The sequence below is a fragment of the Luteibacter sp. 621 genome (assembly GCF_050435445.1).
Classification (GTDB): domain Bacteria; phylum Pseudomonadota; class Gammaproteobacteria; order Xanthomonadales; family Rhodanobacteraceae; genus Luteibacter.
Genome location: NZ_JBNDKI010000015.1, coordinates 59,688 through 73,344 on the forward strand (window position 1 = coordinate 59,688; position 13,657 = coordinate 73,344).

The following is a 13,657-nucleotide window of genomic DNA, read 5'->3' on the forward strand; positions in this document are numbered from 1 at the left end:
CGGAGTGAGCGCTTAAGATACGAACCCCTCCTGCCAGTTCCTGTCAGCTGAAATGGCCCGTTCTGATCGCCTGTTCCGCCTGCTGCATTTGCTGCGCAGCCTGCCGCCGCCGGTCACGGCGCAGCAGCTGGCGTCTTCGGCTGAGGTCTCCCTGCGCTCGGTTTACCGGGATATCGAGGTACTGCGCGCGGGTGGCGCGGAGATCGACTCCGAGCGGGGCTACGGCTACACCCTGATCAACGACGGCATCCTGCGCCCGCAAGGCTTTACCCGCATGGAGATCGAAGCCATCGCGCTGGGCATGGCCGAAGTACGCCACATGGGCGACCCGGCCCTCGCCGAGGCCGCGGAATCCGTGCTGGCGAAGGTCGCCGCCACGCTGCCTTCGAAGACACAGGAACACATGGTCCACGCCATCTCCCACGTACGCCGGTTCGACCAGCGCTACGCGCCGCTGCCGGATATCGACACCATTCGTGAGGCATGCTGGGAAGAACGGGCGCTGCTTATCGACTACACCGACCGCGACGGCAAGGCCACGCAGCGAACGATCTGGCCACTGGCCGTGGTTTATCTGGAACAGACCCTCGTACTGCTGGCGCGTTGCTGCCTGCGCGATGGCTTCCGCATGTTCGTCATGGGCCGTATCCGGAAGGTAGAGCCCACGACGATCACCTTCCGGCCGCGACGGGCGGGGTTGTTGCGTCGGTACCTGCGGGAACTGCGTGAGCGCGGAAACGAAACCCGAACGGAGCGAACCGCATGAAGGCCCCCGTCTACCTCAACGCCCTCCGCGCGTTCGAAGCCGCCGCCAGGCTGCAGAGCTTTGCCGCTGCCGCTGCGGAGCTCCATGTCACGCCGGCGGCCGTCGGGCAGCTCGTTCGTGGCCTGGAGGAATGGCTGGGCGTACCGCTTTTTCACCGCAGCCCGAAGGGCAAGCTGCGCCTGGTACCCACCGAGGCCGCTGAGCGCGCGCTGCCTGATATCCGGGCCGGCTTCGATCGGCTGACGATCGGTCTTAGCCGATTGCGCGAAGGGGCCGGCGGCAGTGTCCTGATGGTGACCATCAGCCCCGCATTTGCGGCGAAGTGGCTGCTTCCTCGGTTGGAGCGTTTTCGTGACGAGTGCCCCGATACGGATGTGCGCCTGGATACGAGCCACAGGCTGGCGGATTTCGCCGAGCAAGGCATCGACATCGGGGTACGTTACGGCCGCGGCAACTGGCCCGGCCTTGTCGCTGAGAAGCTCATGGACGAACGGGTTTACCCGGTGTGCTCGCCGCGCTGGCTGGAATCCCACGGTGGTTCGATCACGGCCGCGGATCTCGCCGCCGCGACCCTGATCCACGATCTCTCCGTCGATACCCACGCCGGCTTTCCTTCGTGGGGCGCGTGGTTTGAGCAGGCGGGTGTGAAAGGCGCCGACGTGACGCGCGGCCTGCAAATCAACAACTCCGCCGCCGTCCTTCAGGCGGCGATCGACGGGCAGGGCGTTGCGCTGGCGCGCAGCGTCATGGCCAGCGATGACGTGGCGAGTGGTCGCCTCATCCGGTTGTGCCCCACGGTCGAGTTTGCCTCGCCGTTGGCTTATTACGTGGTGTATCGCGCGGAGAGTGCTTCGCTACCGAAGCTGGTTGCCTTCCGCGAGTGGCTGCATCGCGAGGCGACGCGATAACGCATCGCCTCGCCCGTTACATCAGTTGCGGCCAGCCATCACACCGCCATCCACATCCCAGATGGCACCCGTGACCCAGGATGCGCGTTCCGAGAGCAGGAACGTCACCACGTCAGCGACATCCTGCGGCGTACCGACGCGCCCGATCGGGTGGAACGCATTGAAGCCCTGCAACGCTTCGTGCACCTGGTCCTTCGGGATGAAACCTTCGTAGATCGGTGTCACGACGACGGCTGGCGCGACGGCGTTGACGCGAATCCCCTTCGGCGCAAGCTCCATGGCGGCGTGCTGGGTCAGCGCGTGCAGCCCGGCCTTGGCCATGGAATAAGCGGATGACGGCGTGGCGGCAATGGCCTGCCGGGCCCACATCGAGCCGATATTCACGATGGCGCCGGGCTTGCCGCGTGCCACCAGGTTCGCAGCTACCCTCTGCGTGATGAAGAAGGTGGCTTTGTTGAGCTGCATGTAGCGCTCATAGTCGGTATCGGTGTGCTCAAGGAACGGCTTGGGCGCGAACACGCCGGCCGCATTGACCAGAAGATCGATGTCGCCGTGCTGCGCGTCGATCGCTTCCAGCGCGGAAGCCAGCCCCGCATCGCTCGCCAGATCGGCGATGACCGCGGCGGCATTGCCGAGCGCTGATAGCTCACGCAGCGCCGACTCGGCCTTATCAGCCCGCTGGCCCAGGATGACCACGGAGCCTCCCTGCGCCGCCACCATGCGCGCCGTGGCCAGGCCCATGCCACTCGTGCCACCGACCACCAGCAGTTTCCTGCCAACGAATTGCTGTTCCATACCCGTGTACCCAATGCAGTGAATGAATACGGCATTGTTTCCAGCCGGGCGGAGCGGCGGCAAACGAGATTTTGTTCGGGCGGGGCAAAGAAAAACTATCGCGCGCCGGCTCTTGCGTCGGCTCGAATCATATGGTTGTATGATACAACCATATAGGAAATGCGCCATGCAGCCCGATCAGGCCCTTGTCGAAGAGATCCGCGCCGCGTCCCGTGCCATGGTTCGCGAGCTCGGCTTCCTGCAAACCACGCTGGCCGCCACGAACTATTCCGCGTCGGCGGTGCATGCGCTGCTGGAGATCGACGGACGTGGCGCAACGACCGCGGCGGCCCTGGTGAATGTGCTGTTCCTGGAGAAATCCAGCGTCAGTCGCCTCATCGGGAAACTCGTGGAAGCGGGGGAGATCGAGGAAGTCGCCAGCGCGGACGATGGCCGATCCAAGCAACTGCTGCTCACCCGCAAGGGCAAGCGCACCGTCGCCGCGATCCACGCCTACGGCAAGAAGCGCGTCACCATGGCGCTGGCTCACCTGAATCCGTCGCAGCGCGATGCAGTGGCACAAGGTCTCTCCGCCTACGCCTGGGCGCTCGCGGCCTGCCGCGACGAGCCGCACGATGCCCCGGAAAACACGGTCGAGATCGTTTCCGGCTATCGCCCCGGCGCGGTGGGCCGTGTGGCCGAAATGCACGCGGCGTTCTACTCCCGGCAGTGGGGCCTCGGCGAGTTCTTCGAACGCAAGGTCGCCACGGGTATCTCCGAGTTCATCGGCCGCCTAGAGCGGCCGGCGAACAAGCTGTGGCTCGCGGTGAAGAACGAGCGGATCGTCGGCTCCATCGCCATTGATGGCGAAGACCTCGGCAACGGCGAAAGCCACCTGCGCTGGTTCATCCTGGATGATGGCTGCCGCGGCAGCGGGGCAGGGCGCCGGCTGATGAGCGAGGCGATGGCATTCTGCGACGAAGCCGGCTTCCCCGCGACGCAGTTGTGGACCTTCAAGGGATTGGATGCCGCGCGCCGCCTCTACGAGTCCTTCGGCTTCACGCTCACCAAAGAGTGGGAAGGCGCGCAGTGGGGCGCGACGATGACCGAGCAGCAGTTCACCCGGCGCCTACCGCCCAGCACGGTGGCGAACCGATCGATGCCTTGAGTTCATCCAGAACCAATCGAACGGTCGCCGACGGCTTGGCCAACGCCCGCAACGCAAAGATCCCCGTCTCAACCCGCGGCCGGTTATCGCCCAGTGTGACCTCGATCAGATCACCGGCATTCACATCCGGCCCCACGACCCAGTCGGGAAGATAAGCGACGCCCAGTCCCCCAAGCGCGGCCAGCCGCATCGCCTCGAAGTCATCACACGCAAACCCGGCGCGCTTGCCTGCGTGCCCCACGGGGTGCCCAAGCAGATCGCTCCAACCTAAAAGATCTGCGCCATGCATCTTGTCGATCAGGCAAAGGTCGGCCAGGTCGTCGCGGGTCTTCGGATAAGCGTGCTTCCCAAAGAACCCCGGATGCGCACAAAGGATCCGCTGCTGTGTCGCCAGCCGCGTGGCGATCAGCGCGCTATCGGCCAGGTCGCCAATGCGGATGACCAGGTCCAGCCGCTCGGCGACCGGATCGGCCAGCCGCTCAGTCAAATCCAACTCGAATCGCAGCGCCGGGTAGCGTGCCGATAGCGCCGCCATTACTGGTACGACATAGCGCTTGCCGAACGTCGGGAAACACGCAAGCCGAAACACGCCGCCGATATCACCGCCGATCGATGCGATCTCCTGCTGCGCATCGGCAAGCTCATCCAAAATGCGCCGTGCACGTACAAGGAGCGCTTCACCGGCATCGGTAAGCGTCAGCAGGCGCCTGGAGCGCAGGAAAAGCGGCGTGCCCACCTGCGCCTCGAGCATGTCGATCTGCCGCGATACGGAGGAAGGCTGCACGCCACGGCGGCGCGCGGCACCGGAGAAGCTGCCTTCGCGGGCCACATCGGCAAACACGCCAAGGAACTCAGCGAATCGCTCCGACTGCATCTATGCACTCCGCGCAAAGCCGTTGACGGCAATGGACGGATTATCAACCAGAAGGGCGGCCCTTAGCCTTTTTCCCCATGACGCAGATGCCCTGCTTCCCGAGGAAAAGCCCATGAACGTGACCTACGATCCCCTCTATCTCTTCATCGGTGGCGAGTGGCTGCCGGCCGGTGACCGCGACACGGCGCCCGTGATCAATCCCGCCGATGGCAGCGTGCTCGGCCGTGTGCCGCTGGCCACGGCGGCCGACCTGGACCGCGCGCTGGCCACCGCCGATGCCGTTGCGACCACGTGGCGCAACACCTTCCCGGATGTCCGCGCCACCATCCTGCGCCGCGCCGGCAACCTGATCAGGGCCCGCGCCACGCAGATCGCCCGCACGCTCACCCTGGAAGAGGGCAAGCCGCTCAACGAGGCGTTGGATGAAGTGGACCGCGCCGGTGAGTACTTCGAATGGTTCGCCGAGGAAGCGCGCCGTATCGACGGCAGGGTAGTGCCGGCCAACCGCCCTGGTGTCCAACAGTTGGTGAAGCGCCAGGCCATTGGCCCCGTCGCCGCGTTCACCCCGTGGAACTTCCCGGCGATCACGCCGGCACGCAAGCTCGCCGCCGCACTCGCTGCCGGTTGCCCGGTGATCATCAAGCCTGGTGAAGAATCGCCCGGTACCGCGTTAGCCCTCGCCCGTGCGCTCGATGATGCCGGTTTGCCGCGGGGTGTTCTGCAGGTGGTCTTCGGCCTGCCCGATATGGTCTCGAAGCAGCTCATTGCCTCGCCCGTCATCCGCAAGGTGACCTTCACCGGTTCGGTCCCCATTGGCCGCTTGCTCTCGGCGCGCGCGGCGGAAGGCGTCAAACCCATTACCCTCGAACTCGGCGGCCACGGTCCGGTATTGGTCTTCAATGATGCGGACATCGAAGCCGCGGCTGTGGGTGGCGTGGCTAATCGCTTCCGTGGCACCGGCCAGGTGTGCATCTCGTCCACGCGCTTTCTTATCCAGCGCGAGGCGTACGAAGTGTTCACCCGCTACTTCGTCGATGCCGCCCGCAAGCTCAAAGTAGGTAACGGGCTGGTCGAAGGCACCCAGGTGGGGCCGCTCGCGAACGCACGGCAGCTCGAGAAGATGGAACAGCTTGTCGCCGATGCGGTGGAGCGCGGTGCAAAGGTCCTCGTTGGCGGCAAGCGCGTTTCCGGCCCAGGCTTCTTCTTCGAGCCGACCGTGCTGGCCGATGTGCCGATGGATGCCCGCGTCATGCAGGAAGAACCGTTCGGTCCGATCGCCATCCTGCGTCCGTTCGATACGTTGAAAGATGGGTTGGAGGAAGCCAATCGCCTCCCGTATGGCCTGTCCGCATATGCTTTCACCCGAGATGCGCGCACCGCTATCGATGTGGGCGATGGCCTCGACGCGGGCATGATCGGGATCAACCAATACCGGATCATCGCCACCGAACTACCGTTTGGCGGCATGAAGGATAGCGGCCACGGTTCGGAAGGCGGCGCCGAAGGGATCGAGTATTACCTCACCCACAAATTCATCAGCCAGGCTTGAGGCGAACACCATGTCGACGATTGATTTCAGCAGCCCGCGTGAAGCAGCACGCGCCTTCACCCCGAAGCTCACCGGCTTTGTCGAAGCACCGTTGTTCTCGACGGTGTGGCCGGATACCGACCTTGCCAAGCGCGATCGCTCCCTCGCCACCGTCGCGGTGCTCATCGCCGGTGGTCACGCGAACGAATTGCCCGCGCATCTTCGTCGTGCGATCGAGAACGGGGTGACCAAGCGCGAACTCTCCGGGCTCATTACCCATCTGGCGTTCTACGTCGGTTTCCCCGGCGCCATCACCGCATCGGCCATCGCCACGGCCACCCTGGGCGGCCTCGACGAGCCTGCGGAAGGCGCCTGAGCGGGCTAACGGGGTGCACCTCGCGCCCCTGGCCCCACCCCTTGCAAATCCCCGATAGCCGGCCTACAGTGAACCACATGGTTCAGTATCAAGCCCGCCTCGACCAGACCTTCGCCGCGCTCTCGGATGTCACCCGGCGCGGCGTGCTGGAGCAACTGGGGAATGCCGATGCCTCGGTGACCGACCTTGCCCAACGGTTTCGCATGACCCTTACCGGCATGAAGAAGCACGTGAGCATCCTGGAAGCCGCCGGCCTGGTTACCACGGAGAAGGTCGGGCGTGTACGAACCTGCAAGCTCGGCGAACGCCGGCTGGAAGAAGAGGCCGCCTGGATCGAGCAACACCGCCAGCTCTGGAGCGCACGGTTCGACGCGCTGGATGAGCTCGTCGAACAACTCAAGCGCGAGGAGAAAACCCATGTCCAACGCAAGCGTAAGTAACTCCGCCAGCCGGAATGCCACCTCGGTGGAGCGCAAGGGCGACCGCGAACTCGTCGTCACGCGGACCTTCGATGCCCCCGTGCACCTTGTCTTCAAGGCGTGGAGCACACCCGATCTGTTCAAGAGCTGGTGGGTGCCGAAGTCGGCCGGCATGTCCATCGTCTCGTGCGAGATGGATATCCGCACTGGCGGCACGTACCGCCTCGTCTTCCGCCACCCGAGCTTCGATCAGCCGATGGCGTTCTTCGGCACGTACCAGGATGTGACGCCGAACCAGCGCATGGTGTGGACGAACGAGGAAAGCGACCAGGGTGCGCTGACCACGGTGACGTTCGAAGAGCGCGCGGGCAAGACGTTCGTGACGCTGCACGAGCTTTACCCCTCGGAAGCGGCCCGCGACGAAGCCATCGTCGGTTCGGCCGAAGGCCTGCCCGAGCAGTTCGCGCAGCTGGACGAGCTGCTCGAAAGCCAGTCGTAACCACGCTGCGGCGGCCGGTGTATCGGCGATATAGTCGATCACGCCGGTGCGCCCGCCCGGCGCCAGGGGAGGACGAGATGTTCCGACGTGATTTCCTGAAGACGGCCATGACGGCGGCCGCGATGGCGGCGGTGCTTCCCGTCGACGCGAAGGAGAAGGCTGGCGCTTCGCATACGCCGGGTTCGAGCGGCCAGTTCGCCGACGTCAACGGCCAGCACATCTTCTACACCGTGCATGGCAGCGGCAAGCCGCTCATCCTCCTGCATGGCGGCATCGATCCGGATAGCTTCGGCAGCAACCTGGCCGCACTGGCCAAAGGCCGTAAAGTCATCGCTCCGCATCTGCAGGCGCACGGGCGCACGCCCGACACGGCCAGGCCGCTGCGCAGCGAAACCATGGCCGACGACATCGCTGCGCTGATCACCCACCTGAAGCTCGGCAAGGCCGATGTCATGGGCTACTCGCTAGGCTCAAGCGTTGCGCTGCAAACGGCGATCCGCCACCCCGAGGTCGTCGACCGCCTCGTGCTCGTCTCGTCCGCGATGAAGCAGGACGGCTTCTATCCCGAGGCAGTAACCGCCTTCAAGCAACTCAAGGCCAACGCCACGTCAATCGGCCCCGGCGTCAAGGCATCGCCGCTAGGCAAAACCTACCCCGATGTCGACTGGACGAACCTGTTCACGAAGGTAGGCGACATGACCGAACGCCCCTTCGACTGGAGCGCCGACGTCGCGAAGCTTCACGCACGCACTCAGCTGGTCTATGCCGACGCCGACGCCATCCGCCCCGAACACATGGTGGAGTTCTGGAAGGCCTTGGGTGGCGGGCAGCGCGATGCCGGGCTCGATGGCTCCCTGCGCCCCGCAAGCGAGCTCGGCATCGTGCCGGGTGCGACCCATTACACGCTTGCGGTGGATCCGATGCTGGTGGCGATGGTGGAGCGGTTTCTCGGCGCGATGCCGAAGGCCACCTGAGATCGCGCGAAGCCGGGAATGCGTCACCACGGCAAGCCGCGGTGGCGCACGAATTTACTTCGCGCCGTTAGCGCGCGCACGCCGCTCGATGCTTGCAGCGAACAACGGCGTTTCACGGCTGTTGTGATCGCTGGATGCAGCCTGGCGTGCCGCGGCGGCTTCTTCAATGGTCATGCCGTGTTCCTTCAGCCATGCCAGGTATTCTTCCGGCGCGGAAGACACCACCGCATTGGTGTACTTGCAGCTCTTGTCATCGATTGGCTCGACCGAGAGATCCCAGATCACCTGCACGCGGCTGCGGCCTTGCGGCGCAAACACCTCGGAAAGCGAGACCATCTTGCAGTGGTTCGGCTCGGCGACTTCGGCCACGTACTGCTGGATCACGAGGCCCTTACCGATCTGTTCCACGTTGATCGACATGCGGCGGCCATCATCGGTCCAGGTGGCGCCGGCGGCGATGTGGTCGGGCGGGCAGCAACGCTTGTATTCATCGCTGGGCAGGCTGAACAGCCACTCGGCGATATCGATCTTGTCGGCCGGCAGATTAATCACGGCGCTGTAAGCGGACTGCGAAAGCACGTTGTTCGTCATGGGTCATCTCATCGTCGGGGAGGGTCGGTGCGATGAGATTGTTGCGAGCGCAGCAAGGGGCCTTCTTGTAGCAAACACATTGGAAAAATGGACGTATCGCTTGTTTCAAGCGCTGGAACGTCCCTTTCCCAACCGAAGGTATAGGACTACCGAAACCGATGTGGACGGTCGCTCATCCGTCTGCTTCGCGAGCGTATGGCTGATGACGGGTGCCACACGTCACGGCTGTGCGCGGTTCCATCGAACTGCTATGTTTTCCCCGGCAGCACGCCACCACAGGGGAACTCATGATTCGTCTTTCGATGCTGGCGTTTGTGCTGGCTGCGGCAGTATGGAACCCGGCGGCACGCGCCGATGAAACCAAGGCATCGGCTTCGTCGGCTAACGTGACCTTGTCGCCCGCGTGCAAGGGCAAGCCTGGCAAGGTCGATGAGTCCGGCTTCGTCACGATCGGCGGCATCGAACAATGGGTTACCGCCAAGGGCGATAGCTGCGCCAGTCCTGTGTTGTTCTTCATCAGCGGGGGCCCCGGTAACCCGCTTAGCGCGATCTCCGATAGCGTCTACAGCGCTGGCGAGCGCGACTTCATCGTGGTGCAGTGGGACCAGCGCGGTGCCGGCATGACCTACGGCCGCAGCCCGCCGGCGGAAGGCGAGAAGCTGACTATTGAACGCATGACCCAGGATGGCAACGAACTGGCCGCTTATCTCGCCAGGCGCTTCGGTAAACGCAAGGTTATCCTGTGGGGCAGCTCGTGGGGTTCGATCCTGGCCGTGCACATGGCCATGGCGCAGCCGGATCTCTACTACGCCTACGTCGGCACCTCGCAGGTGGTGAACTCGGTCGAGGCGCTTTCCGCCAGTTACAAGGGCCTGATGGCGATCGCCACGCGGGAGAACGACGAGGCGTCCCTGGCCGTGCTTAAGCAGGTGGGTCCCCCGCCGTGGACCGACCCACGCAGCTTCGGCAAGGTGCGCCGGATCATCCGCAAGTATGAAGCGAAGGTAACCACCCCGCCGCCCGCGAACTGGGGCAAGGCTCCCGAATACACCACACCCAAGGCTGAAGCCGATTACGAAGCAGGGGAGGATTACTCCTTCCTCAACTTCGTCGGCATGCATGGTGATGGCATGCTCTCCCAGGTGGACCTGCCCAAGCTGGGTACCGACTTCGCCATGCCCGTGTACCTGATTGAAGGCGCGCACGACATGCTGGCGCCGCCGGAACTGGCAAAGAAGTACTTCGATAGCATCCGGGCACCGGCCAAGGGCTTCGTGTTGCTGGAACATGCCGGGCACGATCCGAACCAGGATGTCGTGGATGCCGAGTACAAGGTGCTTCGTGAGAAAATCGTGCCGATCTCACACCACTGAAGGCCACTGACGCATGACGCCCCCCAACCAGGCCCCCCTCATCCTCATTACCGGTGGTAGCCGTGGCATCGGTGCTGCCACCGCGCGCCTGGCGGCTGCCCAGGGTTATGACGTGGCCTTGAGCTACGTTTCCGACGAGGCGGCTGCCGCATCGGTGGTGGCGGATGTCGAGGCGGCGGGAAGGCGAGGCCTGGCGGTGCGTACCGATGTCTCGGATCCCGCGCAGGTCGCCGCGTTGTTCGATGCGATCGACGCGACGTTCGGCCGGCTCGATGCGTTGGTGAACAATGCGGGGATTCTTTCCCTGCAATCCCGTCTGGAGGATCTCGCGTTCGATCGCATGCAGCGCGTGTTTGCCGTGAACGCCATCGGCCCGATGCTTTGCGCACAGCAGGCGATCAAGCGGATGTCGCATCGCCACGATGGCCATGGCGGCTCGATCGTCAACGTGTCATCGGCGGCCGCGCGCCTGGGCAGCCCGAACGAATACGTGGATTACGCCGCATCCAAAGGCGCACTGGAAACCTTCACCACGGGCCTTGCTAAAGAGCTCGCCCGCGAGGGCATCCGCGTGAACTGCGTGCGCCCAGGGCATATCTACACCGAGATGCACGCCAGCGGCGGCGAGCCGGGCAGGGTGGACCGGGTGAAGGATTCCATACCGATGGGCCGCGGGGGCGAGCCTGACGAAGTCGCACGGGCGATCCTATGGCTGTCGGGTGCTGAGGCTTCGTTTGTTACCGGCACTTTTTTGGACGTGACTGGCGGCAAGTAATGCCAGCCCTTCGGTGACCGCTGTCACGCGGGCGTGATGGTGGTCCCTGCGGTCGCGTCCTGCGAAGGAGCATGCTCGTTCGTCGGGCGGTGTTCCCACCCCGTCACGGTGGCTACCAACCCCATCCATGCACCGCGCCCAAGCCGGCTCTCCACCCTCAGGTCGCCGCCGAGGCGTATGGCGCGGCTGCGCAAGCTGTTCAGGCCGGCACCACGGCGGAGCATCGGGTCGTTGTACTCAAACCCGCGGCCATCGTCGCGAACGCCGACAAGCAACCGCCCTCCCGCGCCGCACTCCACGCGGATTTCCACGTGCGATGCCGCGCTGTGCTTGATGACATTGGTGAGTGCCTCCTGCAGGAAGCGAAGCAGATCCAGTGCATGGCTGGGCGGGGGGCGCGTGCCCTCGATCCCGTGCAGCGTCCACCGGCTATCCATGCCGGCGATCTCCAGCCGGTTGCTCCAGCGGTGCCGCAATGGCGCAAGCAGGCCCATCAGGTCCGTTTCGGTGTCATGCGCGGAGGTATCGATCACCAGGCGCAGATCGTCGCGTAGCTCCTTCAGCGCGGCCACGGCGTGCTGTTGTTCTTCCGAGTGTGGCGACTGCTCCAGCACGGTGATGGTGTTCAGCAGGCTGCCGCCAAAGCCATCGTGGATATCGCGAACCAGGTTGAGCCGCTCGTTGGTGCGCGTGTGCGAAAGGCTGAGCTGGTGCTCACGGGACAGGGTGGCGCGCAGTTTCGCCGTGGCTTCTTCCACTTCGTAGCGGAGCTCGGCGTTGAAGCCTTCCACGCGGCGCATGGCGGCCGCGAAGCGGAAGGCCAGCGCGAAACCCATGCCGATCAGCGAGAGCGGTGCGGTGAGCGCGAGCAGGTAGTTATCGCTGTGCGTAATGCCAAACAGCGCGAGGAAATCGTGCACGCCGGCGGCGCACGGAATCACCAGGCAGGCAGCGAGCACCCGGTGGTCGCGGCGGTGCCCGCGGATGGCGAAACCGATGAACCACATCGTCGCCGCCAGGTTGATGATGCTGCCGACCACGAAGCCGGCGCCGCGATACACGCCGGCCGTGTGCGGCGAGGCGATGGCCCACACGATCTGCAACAACGCCACGGCAAGCAGTGCGTACTCGGTACGCCGCCAGCGCCGTTCGCAGAACCGCAGGAGGAACACGCAGTACACGCTCGCATTGGCGACGTAGGCCGCAAGGATGAACGACTGCCACGCATCGGTACTGGCGAAAGGCCAGGTGCTGTCGGCGATGAAGTTGGCGTTGTAGAACAGCGAGATCAGGGAGGTGAGGGCGTACCAGCCGAACGCGGTGTCCTTGCGGCGTAGCAGCCACAGGATGAGGAACAGGCCGCAGAACACCGCATCGATCGCCTGGCTGAAGAGGTGCAGCCCGTAACGCCAGAACAGCGCTTCGCGGTACAGCGCCTGCACGGCGCGTGGCGGCCCGACGCTTACCTCACCCAGCCCGGGCTGGTACGCGGCAATACCTGAGACGCGAATCCAGATCTCGTTATCGCCCTGGCGTAGCAGCGGTTTATCGACCAGGAAGTAATGCGGGCGGATCCAGCTGCGCGATAGCGGCTCGGTGAGGTTTCCATCCGCGTAGACAAGGCTGCCGTTGACATACACCGCCTGCGCCATGCACGCGTAGCTCACCAGCAGGCCGATGGGTGTGGCGTCGTTGTCCTGGTGCCAGCGCAGGCGGTACCAGACCACGCCATCGTGTTGCGGCCAACGCTGGTCCCAGTAATCCATGAGGCTGACCGGTTGCCAGCCCTCCGCCGGCGGGGCGGTGGAGGTGGTGCTGGCCTGCACGGCGTCGGCGTTGACCAGGGTCAGCACGTCGCGGCGGCTTTCCTGTGCAACGGCGGCGGTGGCCATGCACGTACCGAGCAGCAGCGCGGCAAGCATGCCTAGCCAGCGGCTGGCGCGCACGGTCAGCACAACAACCCGCGCGATCGCGCCTCAAAGATCGCCGCCGTGCGCGAGCGCACCGCCAGCTTGCGATAGATGGCCTTGGTGTAGCCCTCGATCGTGTGCCGCGACAGGCCGGTGTGCTCGGCGATATCGCGGTTGCCCATGCCGCGTTCGACCAGCTGCAGGATCTCGGTTTCGCGTGGGGTGAGCGCGGCGTCGGCGTTGGGCGTTGCATCAGGCGTGTCGGCGGCCTTGTTCACCACCAAGGCGAGGATATGCCGGGCTACCGAGGGATCGATCGGCGCGCCGCCGTGCTGGATGCTGCGCAAGGCCAGGTCCAGCTCCTCGTCATCGCGCTCCTTCAGCAGGTAACCCACGGCACCGGCCTGCAAGGCTTTCACCACGGTCGCGGCATCGCCGTAGGCGGAGACGACTACCGTAAGGGTTTGCGGCCGCTGCTCATGCAGCCACGCCACGAGCTCGATGCCGCTGGCACCGGGCAGGCCGATATCGACCAGGGCAAGGGCGGGGTAGCTCTGGCTGAGCTGCTGCAACGCCTCGTCCACGCTGCTCGCGAAGGCGATGGTGGAATCGGTGCCGGCGTGGCTGGCGAGTAGCTGGGCCAGGCGCTGCTGTGTGGCCGCATCATCATCCACAACCAAGGCGGGATGCAGGCCCATACGATTGGATACGTTCACTTCCGT

15 protein-coding genes are annotated in these 13,657 nt (G+C 64.8%); 10 read left to right on the forward strand and 5 right to left on the reverse strand.

What is annotated here, in order from left to right; genetic code table 11:
- Positions 1 to 52: 52 nt before the first annotated feature.
- Positions 53 to 766, forward strand: a complete 714-nt coding sequence (locus ABIE56_RS15800; RefSeq protein ID WP_429244746.1) for a helix-turn-helix transcriptional regulator — start codon at positions 53 to 55, stop codon at positions 764 to 766.
- Positions 763 to 1,674, forward strand: coding sequence for a transcriptional regulator GcvA (gene gcvA / locus ABIE56_RS15805; RefSeq protein ID WP_429244747.1), 912 nt, complete (start codon positions 763 to 765; stop codon positions 1,672 to 1,674). Before ABIE56_RS15800 ends, gcvA begins: the two co-directional genes overlap by 4 nt.
- 21 nt (positions 1,675 to 1,695) lie before the next feature.
- On the opposite strand, the gene ABIE56_RS15810 is transcribed toward gcvA, so the two are convergent.
- Complete coding sequence (locus ABIE56_RS15810) at positions 1,696 to 2,469, reverse strand: SDR family NAD(P)-dependent oxidoreductase (RefSeq protein ID WP_429244748.1); 774 nt, start codon at positions 2,467 to 2,469, stop codon at positions 1,696 to 1,698.
- A 166-nt stretch (positions 2,470 to 2,635) separates the two neighbouring features.
- Here ABIE56_RS15810 and ABIE56_RS15815 point away from each other — a divergent pair, with 166 nt between their 5' ends.
- On the forward strand, positions 2,636 to 3,616 hold the full coding sequence (locus ABIE56_RS15815; RefSeq protein WP_429244749.1) for a bifunctional helix-turn-helix transcriptional regulator/GNAT family N-acetyltransferase: 981 nt from the start codon (positions 2,636 to 2,638) through the stop codon (positions 3,614 to 3,616).
- On the opposite strand, the gene ABIE56_RS15820 is transcribed toward ABIE56_RS15815, so the two are convergent.
- Positions 3,567 to 4,490: a LysR family transcriptional regulator gene (locus ABIE56_RS15820; protein ID WP_429244750.1), complete on the reverse strand. Its 924-nt coding sequence runs from the start codon at positions 4,488 to 4,490 to the stop codon at positions 3,567 to 3,569. The genes ABIE56_RS15815 and ABIE56_RS15820 overlap by 50 nt on opposite strands.
- Before the next feature lie 112 nt (positions 4,491 to 4,602).
- Between ABIE56_RS15820 and ABIE56_RS15825 the strand changes: the two genes are divergently transcribed.
- The 5 genes from ABIE56_RS15825 (at position 4,603) to ABIE56_RS15845 (ending at position 8,286) form a co-directional block, all read left to right on the forward strand.
- Positions 4,603 to 6,039 (forward strand): NAD-dependent succinate-semialdehyde dehydrogenase, encoded by a 1,437-nt coding sequence (locus ABIE56_RS15825; protein ID WP_429244751.1) that lies wholly within the window; start codon positions 4,603 to 4,605, stop codon positions 6,037 to 6,039.
- A gap of 10 nt (positions 6,040 to 6,049) precedes the next feature.
- A complete protein-coding gene (locus tag ABIE56_RS15830; RefSeq protein WP_429244752.1) occupies positions 6,050 to 6,394 on the forward strand; it encodes a carboxymuconolactone decarboxylase family protein in 345 nt (114 codons plus the stop codon).
- A gap of 77 nt (positions 6,395 to 6,471) precedes the next feature.
- Complete coding sequence (locus ABIE56_RS15835; protein WP_429244753.1) at positions 6,472 to 6,834, forward strand: ArsR/SmtB family transcription factor; 363 nt, start codon at positions 6,472 to 6,474, stop codon at positions 6,832 to 6,834.
- Positions 6,812 to 7,312 (forward strand): SRPBCC family protein, encoded by a 501-nt coding sequence (locus tag ABIE56_RS15840; protein WP_429244754.1) that lies wholly within the window; start codon positions 6,812 to 6,814, stop codon positions 7,310 to 7,312. Before ABIE56_RS15835 ends, ABIE56_RS15840 begins: the two co-directional genes overlap by 23 nt.
- Positions 7,313 to 7,389: 77 nt before the next feature.
- Positions 7,390 to 8,286: an alpha/beta fold hydrolase gene (locus ABIE56_RS15845; protein WP_429244755.1), complete on the forward strand. Its 897-nt coding sequence runs from the start codon at positions 7,390 to 7,392 to the stop codon at positions 8,284 to 8,286.
- A gap of 54 nt (positions 8,287 to 8,340) precedes the next feature.
- On the opposite strand, the gene ABIE56_RS15850 is transcribed toward ABIE56_RS15845, so the two are convergent.
- On the reverse strand, positions 8,341 to 8,877 hold the full coding sequence (locus ABIE56_RS15850; protein WP_429244756.1) for a hypothetical protein: 537 nt from the start codon (positions 8,875 to 8,877) through the stop codon (positions 8,341 to 8,343).
- A gap of 287 nt (positions 8,878 to 9,164) precedes the next feature.
- Here ABIE56_RS15850 and ABIE56_RS15855 point away from each other — a divergent pair, with 287 nt between their 5' ends.
- Both ABIE56_RS15855 and ABIE56_RS15860 read left to right on the forward strand, forming a co-directional pair.
- Positions 9,165 to 10,250, forward strand: coding sequence for an alpha/beta fold hydrolase (locus ABIE56_RS15855; protein WP_429244757.1), 1,086 nt, complete (start codon positions 9,165 to 9,167; stop codon positions 10,248 to 10,250).
- A gap of 13 nt (positions 10,251 to 10,263) precedes the next feature.
- The gene (locus tag ABIE56_RS15860) at positions 10,264 to 11,025 is read left to right on the forward strand and encodes a glucose 1-dehydrogenase (protein WP_429244758.1); all 762 of its coding nucleotides are present in this window, start codon (positions 10,264 to 10,266) and stop codon (positions 11,023 to 11,025) included.
- A gap of 23 nt (positions 11,026 to 11,048) precedes the next feature.
- Here ABIE56_RS15860 and ABIE56_RS15865 read toward each other — a convergent pair whose 3' ends face one another.
- Together ABIE56_RS15865 and ABIE56_RS15870 are read right to left on the reverse strand one after the other, a co-directional pair.
- Positions 11,049 to 12,980 (reverse strand): ATP-binding protein, encoded by a 1,932-nt coding sequence (locus tag ABIE56_RS15865; RefSeq protein WP_429244759.1) that lies wholly within the window; start codon positions 12,978 to 12,980, stop codon positions 11,049 to 11,051.
- Positions 12,974 to 13,651 carry a response regulator transcription factor gene (locus tag ABIE56_RS15870; protein WP_429244760.1) on the reverse strand — a complete coding sequence of 226 codons (678 nt, stop codon included), beginning with the start codon at positions 13,649 to 13,651 and terminating at the stop codon, positions 12,974 to 12,976. Before ABIE56_RS15870 ends, ABIE56_RS15865 begins: the two co-directional genes overlap by 7 nt.
- Positions 13,652 to 13,657: the final 6 nt, after the last annotated feature.